The sequence below is a fragment of the Spirosoma aerolatum genome (genome assembly GCF_002056795.1).
Taxonomy (GTDB): Bacteria; Bacteroidota; Bacteroidia; order Cytophagales; family Spirosomataceae; genus Spirosoma; species Spirosoma aerolatum.
In genome coordinates, this window is the sequence record NZ_CP020104.1 from 4424392 (window position 1) to 4444622 (window position 20231).

Annotated in this window: 18 protein-coding genes; 4 read left to right on the forward strand and 14 right to left on the reverse strand. The window is 46.3% G+C overall.

Translation table 11 applies throughout. From position 1 onward, the window contains the following. Nucleotides 1-53: 53 nt before the first annotated feature. The 3 genes from B5M13_RS18120 to B5M13_RS18130 all read right to left on the reverse strand — a co-directional run bounded on the left by B5M13_RS18120 (nt 54) and on the right by B5M13_RS18130 (nt 6455). Entirely contained in the window at nt 54-1553 is a 1500-nt protein-coding gene (locus tag B5M13_RS18120) for a glycoside hydrolase family 130 protein (protein WP_080057007.1), read from the reverse strand. A gap of 105 nt (nt 1554-1658) precedes the next feature. Further along, on the reverse strand, nt 1659-4007 hold the full coding sequence (locus B5M13_RS18125; RefSeq protein WP_080057008.1) for a glycosyltransferase family 4 protein: 2349 nt from the start codon (nt 4005-4007) through the stop codon (nt 1659-1661). 270 nt (nt 4008-4277) lie between these two features. Further along, nucleotides 4278-6455 carry a GEVED domain-containing protein gene (locus B5M13_RS18130; RefSeq protein ID WP_155297282.1) on the reverse strand — a complete coding sequence of 726 codons (2178 nt, stop codon included), beginning with the start codon at nt 6453-6455 and terminating at the stop codon, nt 4278-4280. Between the two features lie 212 nt (nt 6456-6667). Between B5M13_RS18130 and B5M13_RS18135 the strand changes: the two genes are divergently transcribed. After that, a complete protein-coding gene (locus B5M13_RS18135) occupies nt 6668-9049 on the forward strand; it encodes an efflux RND transporter permease subunit (protein WP_080057010.1) in 2382 nt (793 codons plus the stop codon). Between the two features lie 41 nt (nt 9050-9090). Here B5M13_RS18135 and B5M13_RS18140 read toward each other — a convergent pair whose 3' ends face one another. Further along, nucleotides 9091-9393, reverse strand: a complete 303-nt coding sequence (locus B5M13_RS18140; protein ID WP_080057011.1) for a DUF4286 family protein — start codon at nt 9391-9393, stop codon at nt 9091-9093. 90 nt (nt 9394-9483) lie between these two features. Between B5M13_RS18140 and B5M13_RS18145 the strand changes: the two genes are divergently transcribed. Both B5M13_RS18145 and B5M13_RS18150 read left to right on the forward strand, forming a co-directional pair. Further along, a complete protein-coding gene (locus B5M13_RS18145; protein ID WP_080057012.1) occupies nt 9484-9918 on the forward strand; it encodes a cytochrome B in 435 nt (144 codons plus the stop codon). 237 nt (nt 9919-10155) lie between these two features. Then, nucleotides 10156-10698, forward strand: a complete 543-nt coding sequence (locus tag B5M13_RS18150) for a C40 family peptidase (RefSeq protein WP_080057013.1) — start codon at nt 10156-10158, stop codon at nt 10696-10698. Nucleotides 10699-10781: 83 nt separating this feature from the next. Here the strand turns inward: B5M13_RS18150 and argB are convergent, their stop codons facing one another. The 10 genes from argB to B5M13_RS18200 all read right to left on the reverse strand — a co-directional run bounded on the left by argB (nt 10782) and on the right by B5M13_RS18200 (nt 19627). Further along, nucleotides 10782-11564 (reverse strand): acetylglutamate kinase, encoded by a 783-nt coding sequence (gene argB / locus B5M13_RS18155; RefSeq protein WP_080057014.1) that lies wholly within the window; start codon nt 11562-11564, stop codon nt 10782-10784. Between the two features lie 84 nt (nt 11565-11648). Further along, nucleotides 11649-12623 (reverse strand): N-acetylornithine carbamoyltransferase, encoded by a 975-nt coding sequence (locus tag B5M13_RS18160; protein WP_080057015.1) that lies wholly within the window; start codon nt 12621-12623, stop codon nt 11649-11651. Nucleotides 12624-12701: 78 nt separating this feature from the next. After that, entirely contained in the window at nt 12702-12962 is a 261-nt protein-coding gene (locus B5M13_RS34205; RefSeq protein WP_317046933.1) for a GxxExxY protein, read from the reverse strand. Nucleotides 12963-12996: 34 nt separating this feature from the next. Beyond that, the gene (locus tag B5M13_RS18170; protein ID WP_080057016.1) at nt 12997-14133 is read right to left on the reverse strand and encodes an aspartate aminotransferase family protein; all 1137 of its coding nucleotides are present in this window, start codon (nt 14131-14133) and stop codon (nt 12997-12999) included. Nucleotides 14134-14286: 153 nt separating this feature from the next. After that, a complete protein-coding gene (locus B5M13_RS18175) occupies nt 14287-15006 on the reverse strand; it encodes an alpha/beta fold hydrolase (RefSeq protein ID WP_080057017.1) in 720 nt (239 codons plus the stop codon). A gap of 19 nt (nt 15007-15025) precedes the next feature. Then, nucleotides 15026-15655: a hypothetical protein gene (locus B5M13_RS18180; RefSeq protein WP_080057018.1), complete on the reverse strand. Its 630-nt coding sequence runs from the start codon at nt 15653-15655 to the stop codon at nt 15026-15028. A 198-nt stretch (nt 15656-15853) separates the two neighbouring features. After that, entirely contained in the window at nt 15854-16453 is a 600-nt protein-coding gene (locus B5M13_RS18185; protein ID WP_080057019.1) for a hypothetical protein, read from the reverse strand. Nucleotides 16454-16656: 203 nt separating this feature from the next. Next, nucleotides 16657-17259 (reverse strand): hypothetical protein, encoded by a 603-nt coding sequence (locus tag B5M13_RS18190; protein ID WP_245859372.1) that lies wholly within the window; start codon nt 17257-17259, stop codon nt 16657-16659. 209 nt (nt 17260-17468) lie between these two features. Then, entirely contained in the window at nt 17469-18701 is a 1233-nt protein-coding gene (gene clpX, locus B5M13_RS18195) for an ATP-dependent Clp protease ATP-binding subunit ClpX (RefSeq protein WP_080057021.1), read from the reverse strand. A 236-nt stretch (nt 18702-18937) separates the two neighbouring features. Then, nucleotides 18938-19627 (reverse strand): ClpP family protease, encoded by a 690-nt coding sequence (locus B5M13_RS18200; protein ID WP_080057022.1) that lies wholly within the window; start codon nt 19625-19627, stop codon nt 18938-18940. Between the two features lie 135 nt (nt 19628-19762). Here B5M13_RS18200 and B5M13_RS18205 point away from each other — a divergent pair, with 135 nt between their 5' ends. Continuing rightward, nucleotides 19763-20179, forward strand: coding sequence for a helix-turn-helix domain-containing protein (locus B5M13_RS18205; RefSeq protein WP_080057023.1), 417 nt, complete (start codon nt 19763-19765; stop codon nt 20177-20179). The last annotated feature ends 52 nt before the right edge of the window (nt 20180-20231 follow it).

A 20231-nucleotide genomic window follows, 5' to 3' on the forward strand; every position in this document is an offset into this window, starting at 1 on the left:
AAATTAGTGAGGCATAACCTCAAAGTTCACTTTAGTTTAGTAGTAGAATGGCCTTATTTATTGGCCATTTCTTCCTGCTTTTCTACGGGTTTTAGCGTACTTTCTCCTTTCAGCTCAGCTAATAATTCTTTTACATTCACTGTTGCAAAACTACTGGCATAGTCTGCCATGGCGTATGGAATGATTAGGTCTTCGTTGTTAATGAGTCCTCCGCAACTGTAAACTACATTAGGAACGTAGCCTTCGCGTTCATTCTCATCAGGGCTAAGGATTGGCTCCGCCGTACGGCCAATCACTTTGCTGGGGTCGTTCAGATCAAGCAGGAAAGCGCCAATGGCATATTTCCGCATGGGACCTACCCCGTGACTCAAAACCAGCCAGCCATCTTCGGTTTCAATGGGCGATCCACAGTTACCCAACTGTACATACTCCCAGCTATAGGTTGGCTTAAGGAGAATGTCTTTCGTTTGCCAGAAATACAGATCATCGGAGTACATCAGATAGATGTTTTCGCCATCCTGACGCGAAATCATGGCGTACTTTCCATTCACTTTACGTGGAAAGAGCGCCATCCCCTTATTCGACACTTCGGCACCGTTGAGCGTACTAACACTGAAATGGGTAAAATCTTTAGTTTCCAGTAATTGCGGAAAAGTCACTTTCCCGTTATAGGCAGTGTAGGTGGCATAGTAGGTTACCTCGCCGTTATCGTCTGTAAACTGAACGAACCGGGCATCCTCAATTCCGTTGGTTTCGTTGGGCGAGTTTGGGAAAATGCACCGTTCATCCAGGCTTTGATCTTCCTCAAAATGGATCTCATAGTTCGACTTGGCCAGGGCTAACAAACCACTGGCAATGGTTTCATATTCTGCATTATACCGATATTGCGAAGACACTCGCTTTATTTGTGCTTCTAGTTCGGCCAGGCTAAATTCATCACCGAGGCCAGCCATCATTTTCTCCTGGATACTGTTTTCCAGCCGCAACTCATACAATTTGCGTTCAAACACAGTCCGGTTGAACAGGTGATTGGGCACCATATCGGGAGAAGTAACATAACGCGATGGCTTGCGCAGGATGATTTTGCCAGCCTCATCAATGTAGCCCATTCGGAACGAAATGGATGAAACGTGGCCTTCGCCCGTTGCCCGCAGACTTAAAATAAATCGCTTATACCCCGGTGGAACGTTCGTCTGATCAGGGTGCCATACCATCGATGGATTGAACAACGCTGCCGATTCGAGTGAATATTCCATCGTAAAATAAGCACCCAGAAGCAGTTTACGGTCTTCAGTCAGAGGTTCATCCGTCAGAAGCTGCGGCTTGATCTGCTCAAACCGCTGCAACAGAAATCGCTCTAGTTTATAATGACGGCCGCCAAACTCCCGGATTACTTCATCAAGTTTCTGCTCAGCTTCATCATCGGTCATACTGCCCACGCGGGCGATGATTTTCAGCGTACGGGTTGTACTCCCCAATTCAAACGGACGAAATAATACCCGCGTCGGATCGGGTTGCAGCACAATCCCGGTTCGAATAGCTTTTACACTCATTGTCGGAATGGATGGTTTCAAAAAGAAGAACTAATGCCATAACGGCGTACAGTTCCAAAATTATATCACATTACCCCAGAAACTGAAACCGGACGTACCCTCCACTTACCCATTCATTAACACGGGCATTGCCACATTAACAGGCTTTACGGCTCTCGCTTTTTTCTGGACCATTTGCAGATCGGCCAGGGCAATCAGGTACGACAAGGTTGATTCTGCCCCCTGGTTCTGGTTGGCTCTATCAATATGTAAACCGTCACGGCATCCGCCCGTTTGCTGATCATAGAGTGAAAGCCCCAGATCGTTCAATCCTAAAAACCACTTGAATACACGAATAGCGGTACGATGCCACTCATCATTGTCCGTCACATCAAAGGCAGCCAGGCAGGCCGACACTGTACTTTGCGCTTCGAGAGGTTGCTGATCGAAATACGCGCGAGGTTGACCTTTTGTGAAGAATCCGTTCGAGCCGATCGGCTGAAAATGGCCGCTCTTTGCCGTTTGTAGTCCAATGAGCCAACGCAGCGAGTTTAAACCAATGGTCATCAGGTTTTCTTCGCCCGACCGAATAAGCGCCTGTGCCAGCACGGCATTGTCGTACGATAGTGTATTCTCAAACCAGGGCCAATCTTCCGTGGCGGTTTCAGTATACCGGAATGTCAGTTTATCGAGTAGTTGCCGTTGAATGGTTTTGACCATACGGTCGTCGTTAAATTTCTTTTGGTACTCGTAAATACCCAGCAATGCAAATGCCCAGGCTCGGGGGGAGGTCATCTGAACGACACTTGGCAGTACATTCTCTAACAACGGGATAGCCCAGGAAATAGTGTTCCGGTCCGACGACCGGCCAATGCAGGTACCCAGCGCCCAAATGGTTCGACCCGTGCTATCATCTGATCCAAATTCTTCGAGCCAGCGCCGATCATAACTCATAAAGTTACGGAAACGCTTATACTCGTGGTTATAGGCATGATTGATGAATGCACAATAGTTATCAGCCGTCCGAGCCAGTTTAGGGTCATTTATTCCACCCTCCAGTAGCATCTGCGCCAGGATAAGGGCTCGGGCATTATCGTCGGAACAATAGCCCTCTTCATAAAAGGGCAGATGATGGCGAGCGTGCTGAACGATACCAGTTGAATCGGTCAGGCGGTACAGATGATCGAGCCGAACCGGAGGCAGTTTGAATGCTGCGCTGGTGTTGGCCCCCATCGTGTAAGGCACCTGACTGTTGATAGTACTCATACGTTCCTGGCGCGCTTTGGCAAACGAGTTCGCATACATCTGAATGGCCCGCTCCCAGATCATTTCCCGGCCCATCATATAGCCTTTTTTACGCATGGCATGACGTACGGGCTCATCCGTAAGCAGATTGATAATCTGATCGGCAATCGCTTCTGAATCGCCAAAAGGCACTAACACCCCTCGTCCGTCATCCAGAAGTTCTTCAGCATGCCAGTAGGGTGTCGACACGACAGCTTTCCCACACCCAAACGCGTATGACAGTGTACCAGACGTAATCTGAGCCGGATTCAGATAGGGAGTTATGTATATATCAGCCGAACCAAGGTATTCCAGCAAATCCTCTAACTCAACAAATTGATTGTAGAACCGGATGTGATCCCGAACCCCCAGATCGGCGGCTAATTTTTTCAGGCTATCCCGATAGCTCTCCCCTTCATGTTTGAGCAAATGTGGATGCGTGGCTCCAAGTACCATATACACCACATTGGGATGCTGTGCGACAATACGGGGTAACGCCCGAATCACATTTTCAATCCCTTTATTGGGCGAAAGCAACCCGAACGTTAACAACGTCTGCTTGCCTTCCATGCCAAATTTATCCTTGTAAAAATGTGGATCAACGAAGGGCATGTTCGGAATACCATGCGGAATCAGGTCAATTTTATCGGCTGGTATCTCGTAAATATTAATCAGAAAATCCCGCCCTTTTTCAGACATGCAAATCACCCGCGACGATAAATCGGCAATGCTTTTCAGCACGAGCAACTGTTCTTCATTGGGATCTTTCAGAATCGTGTGGAATGTGGTTATGATTGGCATGGTCAGATTCCGTAGCAAGGTCAGAATATAGTTTCCGGCCGAGCCTCCGAAAATACCATATTCATGCTGGAGACAGACCACATCAACATCTTTCGAGTTCAAAAACTCGGCAGCTTTCCGGTAAGCTTCCTGGTCCTGCTGATAGAAATCGTACCGTACTTCACTTGGGTAAGCGTAACCGTCGGGCGTATCGTTAACCGATATAACTATAGGTCTGGATTCAGGAATAAATGAGTTGTATGAAGCAAATAAATCAGATGTAAACGTAGCGATGCCGCACTGCCGGGGCAGATAGTCACCAATGAAGGCAACATTTTTGGGTTGGTGTTTCCAAAGTTCTGCTTGTTCGTGTTGATCGGACAGTTGGGTATAGCCTGTAAGAGTAGTCATATAGTTGAGTTAATTTTTTAGAAGGTTGGTTGCCGCGCTATTAACTATACAACTATAATCGACTAGTAATACCTTTTGTTTGGCCTACTCAGAGATTTTAATAAGGTAATGAGGCCTTTTTCTCTATCAGCAATCTATTATCCAACTATTTCACATTTTTGCCCTATAAATCTTTCGGTAAACTACCCGTTTACATCTGATGGATATTATTCGAAAAATAGAGTTCGATGCAGTCTATACGCAACTCATTTACCCCTGTCAGAAAAGTAGTCAGGGTGTAAAAAGTAGTTGAGCTCCGGTACTTAGTGTGATGGCTCCACTCGTAGAATATTCGATTTTTAAGGCTCTGGCCATATAACTGGCAGGAACGGTAACCATATGCCCCAGGCGAACCAGATCGGTTTGCGTGGGAATTCGATTACACGACCAAACGGTTGGGTCATCCCAACTGCCAGCTTTAAGGGTATATAGCACAGTACACGGAATGACCGTTACAATGGCCGTACCACTTGTGGTACCCGAGCCGCAGCCAACGGCTACCTGGCCTATTGTGTAGGTTGTACTCACCGCTGGAGCAACTGTAAAACTGTATGATGAACTAGTAATACCCGTGAATATGGACGGTACGCCATTGCTGACATTGAGCGTGAGTGAAAAAGGGGAATTACCGGTTAAACTAGCGGTGAGTGTAGCCACTTGTCCGGCCGTAATGGTGGTTGTCGTTCCACTCAGCGTAGCAACTGGGAGTATACAAGGAGGATTTACGATCAGCCTATAATCTTCTGTTTCGCCATACCAATAATTTCCGCAGGGGTCAGCAGGAACTTCTGCGTAAGCCCCAACAACACGCATGGCTACAGTAGTGGCCGTGGTACTGGCCGGGATTGCCAAAGTCGCTGAAACTGTACTGGCAAAATCGGCATCAGCCATTTGATAGAGCCGTTCGCTGGTTTCAAAAACACCATTGTTATTCAAATCAATCCAGATAGCAACGCCCATTTTATTGGTTGTTCCTTTGCTGATGGACACTGTTGACGATTGCCCTGCGGTAACCGTCCCGCTGACAGCTGTAAATGAACTATAGTAATCAGTAGTGGCGGGTGAACATCCTGAATTCTGACTTAGAACAGCACCATTAATCGTAACCCCCTTTAGATTGATAGCAAATGGACAACCATCATCATCAAAGTCAGGCTGGCAGACAGGGGCCACAACGCTGACGACTGGACTAATGCTCCCTGTAGTTGTATTAGAAGCTTTAATCCGATAATAGTATTGGATACGCGCTGTTGTCGATACATCCGTAAAGGTTGTTGTATTGGGAGCCAGGCCGCCTATCGGTATGAACCCAGTTGTGGGCGAGGTAGATCGTTCGATAAAATACCCCATTTCATTACCCGAATTATCTTGCCAGTTGATAACGATAGTACCATTTGCTATCGTAGCAACTACATTCGACGGGGCCGCCATACTCGTTTCGGGCGCATTTAAAGTATACGCTGTATGACTTTGACGGATCGCCAGCCCAGCCTGAATACGATCGTATTGCCCTGCTGTAAAATCATGTGTACAGGGGTAATAATACGACATGATATTTGTGGCCGATGGCTGGTATAGGTTGTTCTGGTCATCCGTAAATGTACAGGTGAACGCTGATGGACACCCCGTAACACAGGAAGCACTGGCGCCTGTGAATCGACCGTATGGATCAGCCGGTGTGTCGCAAACCAAATCCCCGGCAGTACTGCAATTAGCCCCGCTTCCACGCGTCACCCGTTCGTATCCATAAGCAGCTTCAAACGTATGTAGCAGATTAAAAGTATGCCCAAGCTCATGAGGAACCAGTCGGTTGCCCATATCGTCATCATAATTTTCATCCAGGATAATGGTTCGGGTCGAGCTAACACTGTTAGATGGAAACTGGGCATAGCCACCCAATCCGTCCTTGTCGAATTTATGCACGTAGTATTGATTCAATGCATTTGCGACATCATATGGAGCCACAGTGGCATCATCCGTTCCTTGCCGATATTGATTATATAATGCATCATTGTCTATATAATCGGGAGTGGTACCAGCAAAATAGAATTGAATACCCGCTCCATTCTGGAGAAAATATTTATTGGTAAGCGCCATTACATTATTCAGGCTTGCCAAACTGTAACCGCCCGTTCCATCCGATTTACGGAGTATATGGGGCCTAATCGGTACATACGTTAACGTGGTAAAAACCGAGCCCGAAGCCCGTTTTAACCGAAGTGCAAGTGCAGCTTCAGCCTCAAGCGCTTTCCGATCAGAAGGGGACAGGGTTTCGGTAGCACACTGCACTACCGGCTGAGGAGCCACCTGTGCTACCAATGCCCAAGTCGGAATCAGGAATAAGCTAACCAGCTCATACCAAAATCGATTCTCCTTCAGCGCAAAACGGTTGCTATATACATCAGGCATATCGTAAAAAGTAATATAGTAAGACCACCTATAGTCAATCATTATTAAAAACTATGTATACTTATTTCTATCAATAACTGAGCCATTTGGGTAAAACTAAAATATTACTTGCATCTAGTTACTCCAGGCTGGATTACGTTTAGTAAGCTGTTCAATATCCTAAACGCCACCATTTTTACGTACCTTGCGCCCTTATCCCGCGTTCATCAGGCATGATCTGGTCCCGAATCTCCTCCTTTATACTATCGAATCGAATCGCGCTGATTGTAGTGGTTTTGCTAGGTACTGCCTTCATGGGGTATCAGGCCACCAACGTTAAACTCTCCTACGAGCTTGCCAAGGTCCTGCCCGTTAGCGATCCAGAATACCAGCGGTACGAAGCCTTCAAATCACGCTTTGGCCAGGACGGCAGCGTTATGGTATTATGCGTCGAAACCGATAGCATGTATCAATTACCTTTCTTTAACGACTGGTATGCATTAAGTCAGAAGATTCGTCGTATAGAGGGAATTAAGGATGTAGTATCGAATGCCAACCTGTTTACAGTCATTCGGGACGATACGGCCCATACGTTTCGCATTCGTCCGTTAATTACCAGGCCACTTACCTCACAATCAGATGTTGACAGTCTTCGTGAGCGCATAGCCGCTTTGCCCTTTTACCGAAACCTGGTCAGTGATAGTACAGGACGTGCCCATTTAATGGCCATCACCTTCGATCAGAAGATTGTCAATACTAAAAATCGGATTGCCCTTGTCCGAAAAGTAGAAACAATTGCCGATTCGTTTGGACGTCGGCATACCCTGCTTGGCCCCGATGCTACCGTCCACATGTCGGGCATGCCCTATATTCGGACCGAGTTTACGGCTAAGATCAGTCATGAATTATCCATGTTCATGGGGCTGGCCTTTCTGGTTACGGGGTTGATTCTCTTCTACTTTTTCCGATCGATTACCATTACCCTGGTCGCTTTATTAGTTGTAGGTATTGGAGTGATTTGGGTAACAGGATACATCGTCGTATTTGGCTACGATATTACGCTACTAACCGGCTTACTGCCCCCACTCATTATTGTAATTGGTGTTCCAAACGCCATTTTCTTACTTAATCGATATCATGAAGAACTTAATCGACACCGTAGTAAGCACGAAGCTCTACAGATAGCCACCGAGAAAGTTGGGGAAACAACGTTTTTCGCCAACATTACCACCAGCATTGGCTTCTTTGTCTTTTATTTTACGGGTAGCCCACTGCTACTCCAGTTTGGCCTGGTAGCGGCTTTTGGCATCATGACTACCTATGCGGTGTCGCTTATTCTGATTCCGATCGTTTTCAGCTACTTACCTGTTCCCTCGCACAAGCAGCGCGGCCATTTGGAACGCCGTCAGGTGAGTGGTTTCCTAACCTGGGTCAACCACATTGTCCATCATAAACGAGCCGCCATCTACACATTTATCAGCATCGTGACGGCTGTTGCCATTATAGGCTCTTTACAGATCAACCCAATCGGTTACGTCGTTGATGATCTACCGAAAAACGACCCCATATACAAAGATCTTAAGTTTATTGAAAGTCGGTTTAAAGGCGTTATGCCATTTGAGGTTAGTATCGATACCAAACGGCCGGGCCGAGTATTGACTCCACAAACGCTGACAAAAATTAAAGTTCTGGAGCGGGAATTCAGTAAATACAATGAGTTTACACGACCTCTATCGCTGGTCGAAGCCGTCAAATTCTTTTACCAGTCCTATCGAGGGGGCGATCCGAAATATTTTGCTATGCCCGGTGCTTTGGAATTGAGTAAATTAGCCAGCTATGCTCCTCAGTTGAAAGGGGCGAAAGGCACAGGCGGTGGTGCTGCCTTTAAAGCGTATATGGATACGACGTTCCGATACACCCGCATCAGTTTTCAGATGCCCGATGTCGGCACCGTTCGCACGACCCAATTGCTCAATACACTACAACCCAAAGCCGACTCCATTTTCAACGTCGACCGAACAACCGGCAAACGGGTAGCCGCCGATGAACAGTATGAGGTGAACATTACGGGCAACAGCGTAGTATTCACCCGTGGTAATGACTATTTGCTAAAAAATCTGGCAGAAAGTACTGTACTGGCGGTGGCACTGGTCTCTATAATCCTGATAATTCTGCTCCGCGATATACGGCTGAGTCTGATTGCCATTATGCCCAGTGTGGTACCTTTGATCGTTACGGCGGGCATAATGGGCTTCTTTGGGATTCATTTAAAACCCTCAACCATCCTTATTTTCAGTATTGCCTTCGGCATATCATCTGACGGGACTATTTATTTTATCACTAAATATCGGGATGAACTTCGAAATCAGAAGCTTACGCTAGACAGGGCTGTTGCCGAAACAATTCGTTACACAGGAATCAGCATGTTTTACACGGCCATGATCCTGTTTGCGGGATTCGCCATTTTTGCGGCTTCCACTTTTCAGGGGACTATTGCCTTGGGCATTCTGGTTTCTATTACGTTGCTGATGGGTATGGCCTCTAATCTAATCCTTTTACCCGCTTTCCTGCTTACTGTTGATAAACGCAGAAAGCAAGTTGGCATTGAAAATTGATAGCCATTGCGCTGTCATTACTGGCAATTAATGACTCCTTATTACTCTTCCTGAAGAAGGGTATCAAATGAAACGAACTGACCGCTAAATCGATGCTGAATACGCTGACGTAGTGTATCCGCATGATGTTCCAGGTAGGTTTCGTAGTCGGCCCGTGTGGTAAAATCGAGCTGCACTGAAAATGTGGTCCCTCCGTTATCCAGTTCCGTCAACAGACGAAGAATTTTATAGCTCACCGGAAGTTCAGTGGCTATGGCAGCAGGCAAATAGAACCGCTTCATCCAGCGTACCCAATCGTCGGCAATTTCAGTAGCAACGCTATAGGTAGTATTATATAGAATCATACCGCAGAAACACCAAATGGTCAGTGTAAGTTGGGCTTTTGGTTGTTTATTTGCTACCCAAAAGCAATTTATACGCTAAACTGACATTTTATGTATTCTGGATTACTTCATGCACACTCAGGGCTTCGCTGGATAGCTCTTGTTTTATTGATTGCCGCCGTTGGCACCGGCATTAGCAAATGGCAGGGTCGAGGCAGTTATACCGATGGTAATCGGAAGCTTTATTTGTTTACGCTCATTTCCATACATACCCAATTCATTCTTGGCCTGATCCTCTTGTTTATCAGCCCAAAGGTCAATTTCAGTATGTTAAGTGAGAAACTGTACCGCTTTTATAGTGTCGAACATACAACAGGCATGCTCATTGCCATTGCCCTGATCACCATCGGCTATTCTCGCTCTAAACGAGCCACTGACGCTACAACCAAACACCGGCTGGTTGGCATTTTCTATGGACTTGGCTTACTCCTGATCCTGGCCTCCATTCCCTGGCCTTTCCGTATTGTCGGTGCAGGCTGGTTTTGATAGATTTCAGATACGCATTAACTTCCCGAAAGTATAAAACTTTCGGGAAGTTTTGTTTCAACTAAACCTTTTCATAAAAATCTCGAAATACCAATAGTTAATTAGTTATCGGTCAGTTATTTAACAAATCTGGCACAAAAAATTTCGGAAAACTTGTAGAAATTCCTCCTCATAAAATAGGTAGTTTGCCCACAATGCCATACTTTTATACATGTAACCTGGCTTTAACCTATTTCTATGATGAAGAAAGTGCTCCTGGCAGTATTTTGTACTGTCTCGCTTAGCATCGTTCAAGCACAGAACGTATCCTCCGTACCTGCCGTAACTGACGTACCCACCGTATCTTCTGAAAAGACAAGCTTTTATGAGCAGATTCCGCTCGTGAATGAGGTGCTAAGTTTTGCCAAACGGCATCTTTCCATTCGGTACCGATCGGGTGGTTCGAGCACGCACGGGTTCGATTGCTCAGGCTTCACCCGGTTTTGCTTCAATAAATTTGGCATTTCCCTCCCCCACTCTAGTGCTGCCCAAGGCTCAGTAGGAACGGCCGTCGATAAAGACGCTGCGCAACCCGGCGATCTGATTCTTTTTAAAGGCCACAGTTCAGGTAGCAATCGGATCGGGCATGTTGGCCTGATTACGGAAGTAATTGGCGATCAGATCAAATTTATTCACTCCGCCTGGAATGGAGGTGTTCGCTATGATTACCTGAATGCCAGCTATTACCAGCGCCGATTCATGGGCGTCCGACGTGTTGCCCACTTATTAGCAGAGAAATAAGCAATTTTCAATAAAATTGGTCAGGCCATAGCCATTCGTATCTGTTTCGAACGAACGGCTATGGCCTGACCAATTTTTACTCGTTAAAGCTGTAGCGTTGTTCCTGCTCCCTGATTTACCGCCAAAACCAGTTCATCGGCATGGCAAATAATCACTTTCGAAACTCCACTTTCCAAGGCTTTAAAGGCATTATCCAGTTTCGGAATCATGCCTTTATTGATTGTTCCAGCCGCTTTATAGTCAGCGTATACACTGGGGGTGAGTTCGTTAATTACACTGGTGTCGTCATTCGGATCTTTCAACACCCCTTTTTTCTCAAAGCAGTAAATCAGTGTTACCTGGTTGTGCTTAACCATATCGACAGCAATAGCCGAAGCCATCGTATCCGCGTTGGTGTTGAGCAAGTCACCAGCCGTATTGTACGTTATGGGGGCAAAAACCGGCGTTAAATCCTGACGAAGAAAAAACTGAATCTGCCCCGAATCTACTTCCTCAATATCGCCAACCATACCATAATCAATATCTTTTACGGGTCGCTTCCGGGCTAAAACAGTCCCCCCATCGGCTCCAGTTAGGCCAATGGCATTCACCTCCAGCGACTGGAGCTTAGCCACTACCTGCTTATTGACCAGACCGCCATACACCATCGTCACGACGTCGAGCATAGGCTGATCAGTAATGCGCCGACCTTCGACCATAGTGGTTTGGATACCTAATTTTTCGGCAACCTGGGTAGCTACCTTACCCCCACCATGAATAAGCACTTTAGCGCCTGATAAACCAGTAAAAGCCGTTAGAAAACGATGTAAAGCAGCCGGGTCGTCAATGACATTCCCGCCTATTTTAATAACAGTAAGTGTATTCATGTTTTATCAACACGGAGGCATGGAGATTACAGAGAACTAGTCGTACTTAACTAAGTTGCTCTGTACTCTCTATGCTTCTACGTTTCAATTATTTTTTAAAATTTCCTTTAATACCGCCTGCGCCGACCACTCCCGATTGGCAGCCTGCTCAATCACCAACGAATGCGGACTATCCAACACCTCATCGGCCACTTTTAAATTCCGACGAACAGGTAAACAGTGCATAAACTTACCATTGTTGGTCAGGCGAATATCGTTCATGGTTACTGCCCACGATGGATCCTGCGTAAGCACCTGCCCATAGTGCGTATACGACGACCAGTTTTTACCATAGATAAAGTCAGCTCCTTCGAATGCCTCATCCTGATTATAAATGACTCGTGTATTTCCAACAAACTCAGGGGCTAACTCATAACCTTCGGGGTGGGTAATAACAAATTCTACGTCACCCGATTGGGCGCGGGCGTTCATCCACTCGCAGAATGAATTGGCAACGGCCTGCGGTAGTGGCTTAAAATGGGGCAGCCAGGTCAGCACTACCTTAGGTTTAGCAGGTAATGTAGGCGTTTGGCGTTTAACTTCTTCAATGGTAATACAGTCGGCCAGTGATTGTAAAGGATGTCGGGTAGCCGATTCCAGGTTCACAATAGGAACGCCCGCATACTTCGCAAACTGGTGCATTACCTGCTCCTGATAGTCTTTGGTGCGGTCTTTGAGTTCGGCAAATGCACGAATACCTATGATGTTGCAGTAGCGACCAATCACAGCGGCCGCTTCCCGAACGTGTTCGGCCTTATCACTATTCATGATCACACCATCCTCCATTTCGAGTCCCCAGCTATCCTGCCCAACGTTCATCGTTATGACATTCAATCCCAGGTTTTGGGCCGCTTTCTGCGTGCTTATCCGCGTTCGCAGGCTGGAATTAAAGAAAATCAGGCCGATGGTTTTATTCTTACCAAGGTGCTGATCAGCAAACGGGTTGGCTTTGGCATCAATACCTGATTGGATGAGGGCATCGAGATTTACTACGTCGGAAAGGGAAAGAAAATTAGTCATTTGTAATAAAACGCACAGGTGCTAAGTATTTCGCAAAGATCACAAAGGCACTAAAGATTGTTAACCATCCGGCGCACATCATTTTTTAAGAGTGTCACATTGAATTAACCAATAACCTAATCGGCAACCGGACAAACGTAAATAGGTCATCATCTGAGCAAGATGAACGTTAGTTAACGACTCAACTGCTTTTAATTCAGTTATTACTTTTTTGTTCAACGAGCAAATCAACACGAAGCAAGCACTCTTCATAAGCAGACTCAAGTAGTCATGGCTCAAAGGTTCATGGACTTTGAGAGCACAGTCAAAGATTACTCTCAGTAGTTCATTTTCTACCATTGCGTGCTTTGCGCTCCACGTTACGCCTTTGCGTTTAAGCAACTTCAGCCTTCAAACACAATTGTAACGCTTCGAGGAACTGATCAGCTTCATCTACCCCGATGGCCAATGAGGGGAGTAGACGAATCGTATTCTTCCCAGCTACCCCGGTAAATTGTTTGTGTTCGAACAGCAGCGTTTTACGTAGCGAATCGACAGGAAAATCGTATTCGATCCCAATCATCAGGCCACGACCACGCAAGTCTTTGTAGACACCAATCTGCCGGATACCATCCATGAGGTAATTGCCCACACGAAGCGCATTTTCCATCAAGCCCTCGTCCTTCATAATATCCAGTACAGCAATGGCAGCTGCACACGCCAGGTGATTGCCCCCAAAGGTTGTTCCCAGCATACCATGACTGGCTTTGAATTTGGGCGAAATCAGAACCCCTCCTATCGGGAAGCCATTCCCCATGCCCTTTGCCATCGAAATAATATCTGCTTCGATGCCGCTGTACTGATGCGAGAAAAATTTACCAGTACGCCCATAACCACATTGTACACCGTCTAGAATCAGGATAGCCCCTGTTTCATCGCAACGCTGGCGAAGTGTTTGTAAAAACGCATCTGTTGCCACCTGAATGCCACCAACGCCCTGGATTCCTTCAACAATAACGGCGCATGTTTCGGATGTAATACCTGCTTTTGCAGCTTCTACATCGTTATAGGGTAAAAACGTGACGTGCTCTTTATAATTAATGGGAGCTACTATTGATGGGTTGTCGGTAACCGCTACAGCCCCAGCCGTACGACCGTGAAATGCCTTAGTAAACGCAACGACCTTAGTTCGTCCATTGTGAAATGACGCTAGTTTTAAAGCATTTTCGTTGGCCTCAGCTCCTGAATTGCATAAAAACAACGCATAGTCTGGGTGCCCTGAAATGGCACCCAACTTATCGGCAAGTTCCTGTTGTTGAGGAATTTTGACCGAATTAGAGTAAAACGCAATCTTATTTAACTGATCGGTCAGTGCTTTTACGTACCGAGGATGGGTATGCCCTACCGAAATCACGGCATGACCACCATAAAGGTCCAGATATTGGGTGCCATTGACATCCCAAAGATAGCTACCCTGAGCGCGAACAGGCTCAATGTCGTACAACGGGTACACGTTAAAAAGCTCAGCCATTCTAGTAAACAATTAGCGACTCACCACACCTGGGTTCGTCAGCAGGTTATCGAAAAAAATGAGGTGCAAGTTTACGGATAATCCGTTGAAAATGGGCTTAAAACAAAAAAGGAAGCCGCTAAGCTTCCCAATTTATTTTCCTATTCGCCTATTCTAACACAAAGTGCCGAATGCTTTGAGAATCTGAAACGATTCGCCAGGCTGCTCGACCATGCTTAAATGTCCTGCCTCCTCAATCGTTTCGATACGAATATAGTCCGAAAGATTGGCTAGTTCAGCTGCTTTATCGTAGTCAATAATCTGATCGTTCCGACCCAGTACCAGCAAAATCGGATAGGTAGCTTCCCGCAATACGTGGGTTCGGTCAGGGCGAGCGGCCATCGCTGCCATACCCGCAATCAGCGCATCGGCAGGCAATTTGATAAAGCGATCTATTAACTGCTGTGTTTTATCAACAGGATAATCAGGAGCAACCATTTTTGGTAGCTGTTTCCGAATAAAGGGAGCCGATCCGTTCGCGTTCAAGTCCTTAATCGCCTGCCTTCGCACTTCCTTACGATTGTCGTCATCAGCCAGAGCGGTTGAATGATATAAAACCAGGCCATGAATCATATCGGGATGTTGCTCGGCCAATGCCAGGGCAATATACCCACCCATCGAATGCCCAACCAGAACGACCTGATTCACTTGAGCGGTCTGTAACTGAGCGTATAAGTCCTCAGCATAGGCTTCAATGGTACGATGGTTCGTCAGATAGGCGAAGTCAGGTTTCACTACACGGGTCTCCAATGCCAAATCGGCGTAGATGCTATCCCAGATGGAAGCATCTACGCCGTGGCCGTGGATGAGACAAATAACAGGAGATTGGCTCATGCCAACGTTGGATTAGCAGTTAGCCATTAATAACACCGATCAGCACCAGTACTAAGCCGACAACAAACATGATCAGACCAATTACGGCCAGCACACTGGCCCCACCCAGCAGCCACAGCAATAAACCGATCAGACCGATGATCAGACCCAGCCGGACATTGCGATCCATTACATTCGTTTTTTCGGGTGCTACATGGCTTTTAATTTTCTTGTCAAGCTTTTTCAACATAGTCCGCTCCATGAACGTCATTTTTTTGGTAGAAGCGGTTGTTGTCGATACAGCTGCTTTTTCCGTAGCCGTCGTCATCATTTCATTCAGCCGGGCCATCCGTTTAGCCAGTTTTTTGTTCGACGCCAGTTTGCTATCGTTCCGAACATAGGCTTCTACCTGGCTAACGGCTTCTTTAGCCTGAGCAAGCTGTTCGGCCGGTGCCGGAGTGGCTACAGCCGGAGTCGCTTCAGGGGTAGAGATATTTGTTTCTGTAGGAACTGTTGTTTCGACAGGAGTAGTGGGAGCAATTGATTTAGGTTGGGTTGACGTATAATGCTCACGGGCGCTGGGTTGAAAATAGGCAACCGGACGGCTACAGGAAGCCAGAACAACAAGACCGAAAAGCAGGAAAAACAATGACTTGGACAGTGTTTTCATAAGTAAAGAATTAAAGTGAACGATTTAGTATAAACGATTGCAATATCATCCTCAACAACAACAACTCCATTGGTTTGTTGGGCTCAGGCAAAAAAAATTTTCAAACAAGTTGGGAAATAGCCTGAAAAACAATAGAAAATGTTGAGTGGAACAATTAAAATTCAATCTTACGGGACTTCGATTCTAACCGTTCAAAAGTTAAAACAAACCGATCAACAAGCATACTAAACCAGCCGCCAGCGCGATAACGCCAATGGCAAAACCCGTTCCCGACGTCAGTAAAATCAATAAGATTCCGCCCAGCAACAGGACTGCGCCCAAAACTAAAATACCTTCAATCAGGACTGGTTTTGCTGGATTTGTCGAGAAGCGTTGATGTCTAAATCGTTTCGTCAGTTTTTTTAACAAGAGCCGCTGCACCCCTGTCATCTGTTGGCGTCCGGTTGATTGAGCCGTCTGCTCAAAGGCAGTAGCGGGTGGTACGCCCAACCAGGTTCTGGTATGGCGAAATCGCTGTCGAACAGCATTGTCCGTACTTATTTTGTTGTCGTTCCGCACCAAAGCCTCCGCAGTATTCTGGTTACTAGCAGTATCCTGGTTATTAATTGATACACTACGTGATGGTTTTGCCGAAAGATCTGTTGGATTGGGCAGAGCTTCGGGTACACTGAGGCTCGTTTGGGCTTCGGCAAAACGGGCACGTTGCTCAGGTAGAACAAATACGACCGAACGGCGACAAGAAATCAGACTGATCAGCCCAAGTAACAGAAAAACTGATTTTTTAAAGACTACCTGCATAAGTGACAACAGCTTTACACCGTATAGATTTCATCATGGCGTGCAACTTAATTCATTTATGCTCACCACAAATAAATTCCTGATTAAATCCGGAGTATTCGCTGGCCGCTAAAAAAATAAATCGCCATCAGTCAGCAGTAAACTGACCAACGGCGATTTACCTAAGCGCTTACAAGAAAAAACTTTATTAATTCAACTGGTATTTATAGTAAGCCAACCAACAGCAATACCGCACCAACGATTAATGCGATGAGCCCTAAGGTGGCCCCTGTACCCGTTGTCAGCAATAGTAATAAGAGGCCGATAAGCACCAAAACTGCCCCCGTAGCCAAGGTTCCCGAGCTAATCATCGTTTTATCAGGATTAGCGGGTGCCAGTTGGCGGCTGATTTTTTTATTCATTTTCTTTACCATCATCCGCTCCAACAGATTCATTTTTTTAGGAGCCGTAACAGCGGTAGTCGTCTGACGATCGGTTGGCTGCGCAGCCAATAGCGTGCGAATTCGATTGAGCCGTTTCTGTACGGATTTATTCTCAGCCAGTTTGCTATCGTTCCGAACGAGAGCGTCTACTTTATCAAGGGCCGAATTTGTTTGAGCTAGTTGTTCAGCGGGTGTGGCAACAGCCTGTTGAGCAGGCGTTTCTGCAATGACGGGCGTCGTGATGGGAGACGTTGTTTCGCTGGTTGTCCTCGCCGAGAAGTATTCTCGTTGGCTGGGTTGGAAATGGGCCACCGGGCGGCTACAAGCGGCAATTACCAGAATCATCAATAAACTAGTGAGCAGTGAATTAGATGTGTTTTTCATAACAAATTCAGAGATTATTTAGTGTAACGAATATATTATCAAAGCGATAAACCAGACAAATTCGCATTTGTTACTGACCATCCACATAAATTTGATTCAGACAAAAAAATCCCCTGACTTTTTATGAAAAATCAGGGGATTTAATTGGTCACACGCAACTTGTATATACAGCATACGCTATTTTGCATATTTAATCTAGCAGAAAGCCATTAAGCTACCGACCGCATTTGATACGTACTCGATTTTCCGAATTTCTCACGGGCATATTCCAGGCTAACCGTCAGTTCGTTAATGGCTGTTTGTGAAGGCAACTCAAACATGGCATCCATAATGATGGATTCACAGATCGACCGCAATCCGCGCGCACCCAGGTTATATTGAAGCGCCTGATCCACAATATAATTCAAGGCGCTATCATCCCAATGCAGTGTAATACCTTCCATTGTGAAAAGCTTATTATACTGCTTTGTTATGGCATTTTTGGGTTCAGTCAGAATTTGCATAAGTGCCTTCCGGTCGAGTGGTTCGAGGTGCGTTAGTACAGGCAGGCGGCCAATCAGTTCGGGAATCAGACCAAATGATTTGAGATCCAGTGCTGATATATAACGCATCAGATGTCCTCGTTCCAGCGTTTCGTTCAACCGACGATCGCCCGAAAAACCGATAGGGCGGGTATTGATCCGCTTCATGATATGCCGCTCTATACCATCAAAAGCTCCTCCACAGATAAACAGGATATTTTCGGTATTCAGGGCGATGAGTCGCTGATCGGGATGCTTACGCCCACCTTGGGGGGGAACGTTCACCACTGAACCTTCCAGCAATTTTAGCAAAGCCTGCTGAACGCCTTCCCCACTGACATCGCGGGTAATACTCGGATTATCTGATTTACGGGCAATTTTATCGATTTCGTCAATATATACGATTCCCCGCTCAGCCGCTTCTACATTGTAATCGGCGGCCTGCAACAACCGGGTTAGAATGGTTTCAACATCCTCACCTACATACCCAGCTTCGGTAATAACGGTGGCGTCGGCAATGCAGAATGGCACTTCAAGGATTTTAGCAATGGAGCGGGCCAGATAAGTTTTGCCCGTACCCGTTTCGCCTACCATAATAATATTCGACTTTTCAATCGTTACGTCATCATCGGTCTTGGGCTGCATCAACCGTTTATAGTGATTATAAACAGCTACCGTAATGGCTTTTTTAGCATCGTCCTGACCAATTACATACTGATCGAGGTGTTTTTTCATCTCAATAGGTTTAATGAGATTGATATTCACTTCGGTCGGTTCGCTTCGGCGAGGGCGCATTTCTTCCAGCACCACCTGGTGGCCTTGTTCGATGCAATAGTTACAGATGTGTGCGTCGATGCCCGACAGCAGCACCATTACTTCATTTTTGCGCCGTCCACAGAACGAGCAGCTAATTTGTGGCATGAATGTTTGCAGGGTAAAAGAGCTGGGGTTTAGCAGACTACAGATGACTTATCATTCGCCCGATTGCTTATAAACAGACTCGTTGTTGACCTAAATTTCGCTAAAAAAAAGACTCAGGTCGAACCTGAGTCTTTTGTAAGTAACAAAATTATTAAAAGGATTATCGAATACCGAATGATGGGCTGTGATTTTCTCCGTCAGAACAAGAAATCATAGCTTATTATTCGAGCGACCTCTTATTTTTCACGGCGTAAAACTTCGTCGATCAGGCCGTATTCTTTAGCTTCTTCAGCGCGCATCCACTTATCGCGATCCGAATCTTTCTCGATTTGTTCAACCGATTTGCCGGAGTGGTTCGCCAGAATCTGATACAGTTCTTCGCGAAGTTTAACAATTTCGCGAGCTGTAATCTCGATGTCGACCGATTGCCCCTGAGCACCACCCGATGGTTGGTGAATCATGATACGAGCGTGGGGAAGAGCCGACCGTTTGCCAGCAGCTCCACCGGCTAGTAACACAGCTCCCATCGAAGCGGCCAGACTGGTACAAACCGTGGCCACATCAGGACGAACATACTGCATGGTATCGTAAATACCCAGGCCAGCATATACCGACCCACCTGGGCTATTCAGGTACATCAGGATATCTTTCTTCGGATCGGCCGATTCCAGGAACAGCAACTGAGCCACGATGATATTGGCAATGTTGTCATCAACAGGCAGGCCCATAAAAATAATCCGGTCGGCCATTAACCGCGAAAACACGTCTACTTCGCGGAAATTCATTGGCCGTTCTTCAATGACCGAGCGGGTCATGTTTTCAACCGTAAGGTTATTAACGGTATGATTCATGTAGCCATCAACCGTCAGGCCATTGAGGCCCATGTGGTGTACGGCGAATTTGCGGAACTCTTGTTCGTAATTCATACTAGGGTTTCTATTCGTTAATTTGAAAACCAAGAACACTTGGTGTAAGTTCGAGAATCGTTTCGTCACAAAATTGCGTTATCATCTCGAAAAACCCTGTCAGTTTAGGTTTAGATTTTATCGTCGTTACTTGATATGAAAGCTTCCATCGCCGAAAAAATACGTCTACAACGGCTCCAGCGCGGTTTATCGCAGGAAAATATGGCCGATTTGCTCAATCTTTCCACCACCGCGTATGGCGACATCGAACGCGGTAAAACCGACCTGACTCTCTCTCGTCTGACCCAGATTGCTACTGTTTTGGACGTTTCTACACTGAGCCTGCTTTCCGACGAGGTCATTACCGCACAGGTTGTCGACGAAAAACCAGCGGTCAACCACGAACTGGAAACGCTCCGGCTACTGGTCGAAAAGCAACAGGTTGAGCTGGACAAACTCCGCCTGGAAACCGACTATTGGAAACGCAAATACGATGATCGCATCGCCTTCGAACTACTACGCTCCATGGGTGTTTCGCCCGAACGGGAACGTGAGCGGATCGGGTTCAAGTAAGTTTGCCTTAGATTCTTGCCCATTTAGTACATTTGCCCACAGTGCCCCGTCA

Excerpts from the sequence above, each read along its gene's own strand:
- B5M13_RS18120 (WP_080057007.1), bottom strand. The coding sequence starts at position 1,553 with ATGAGTGTAAAAGCTATTCGAACCGGGATTGTGCTGCAACCCGATCCG.
- B5M13_RS18125 (WP_080057008.1), bottom strand. The coding sequence starts at position 4,007 with ATGACTACTCTTACAGGCTATACCCAACTGTCCGATCAACACGAACAA.
- B5M13_RS18130 (WP_155297282.1), bottom strand. The coding sequence starts at position 6,455 with ATGCCTGATGTATATAGCAACCGTTTTGCGCTGAAGGAGAATCGATTT.
- B5M13_RS18135 (WP_080057010.1), top strand. The coding sequence starts at position 6,668 with ATGATCTGGTCCCGAATCTCCTCCTTTATACTATCGAATCGAATCGCG.
- B5M13_RS18140 (WP_080057011.1), bottom strand. The coding sequence starts at position 9,393 with ATGATTCTATATAATACTACCTATAGCGTTGCTACTGAAATTGCCGAC.
- B5M13_RS18145 (WP_080057012.1), top strand. The coding sequence starts at position 9,484 with ATGTATTCTGGATTACTTCATGCACACTCAGGGCTTCGCTGGATAGCT.
- B5M13_RS18150 (WP_080057013.1), top strand. The coding sequence starts at position 10,156 with ATGATGAAGAAAGTGCTCCTGGCAGTATTTTGTACTGTCTCGCTTAGC.
- argB (WP_080057014.1), bottom strand. The coding sequence starts at position 11,564 with ATGAATACACTTACTGTTATTAAAATAGGCGGGAATGTCATTGACGAC.
- B5M13_RS18160 (WP_080057015.1), bottom strand. The coding sequence starts at position 12,623 with ATGACTAATTTTCTTTCCCTTTCCGACGTAGTAAATCTCGATGCCCTC.
- B5M13_RS34205 (WP_317046933.1), bottom strand. The coding sequence starts at position 12,962 with ATGGTAGAAAATGAACTACTGAGAGTAATCTTTGACTGTGCTCTCAAA.
- B5M13_RS18170 (WP_080057016.1), bottom strand. The coding sequence starts at position 14,133 with ATGGCTGAGCTTTTTAACGTGTACCCGTTGTACGACATTGAGCCTGTT.
- B5M13_RS18175 (WP_080057017.1), bottom strand. The coding sequence starts at position 15,006 with ATGAGCCAATCTCCTGTTATTTGTCTCATCCACGGCCACGGCGTAGAT.
- B5M13_RS18180 (WP_080057018.1), bottom strand. The coding sequence starts at position 15,655 with ATGAAAACACTGTCCAAGTCATTGTTTTTCCTGCTTTTCGGTCTTGTT.
- B5M13_RS18185 (WP_080057019.1), bottom strand. The coding sequence starts at position 16,453 with ATGCAGGTAGTCTTTAAAAAATCAGTTTTTCTGTTACTTGGGCTGATC.
- B5M13_RS18190 (WP_245859372.1), bottom strand. The coding sequence starts at position 17,259 with ATGAAAAACACATCTAATTCACTGCTCACTAGTTTATTGATGATTCTG.
- clpX (WP_080057021.1), bottom strand. The coding sequence starts at position 18,701 with ATGCCACAAATTAGCTGCTCGTTCTGTGGACGGCGCAAAAATGAAGTA.
- B5M13_RS18200 (WP_080057022.1), bottom strand. The coding sequence starts at position 19,627 with ATGAATTACGAACAAGAGTTCCGCAAATTCGCCGTACACCACATGGGC.
- B5M13_RS18205 (WP_080057023.1), top strand. The coding sequence starts at position 19,763 with ATGAAAGCTTCCATCGCCGAAAAAATACGTCTACAACGGCTCCAGCGC.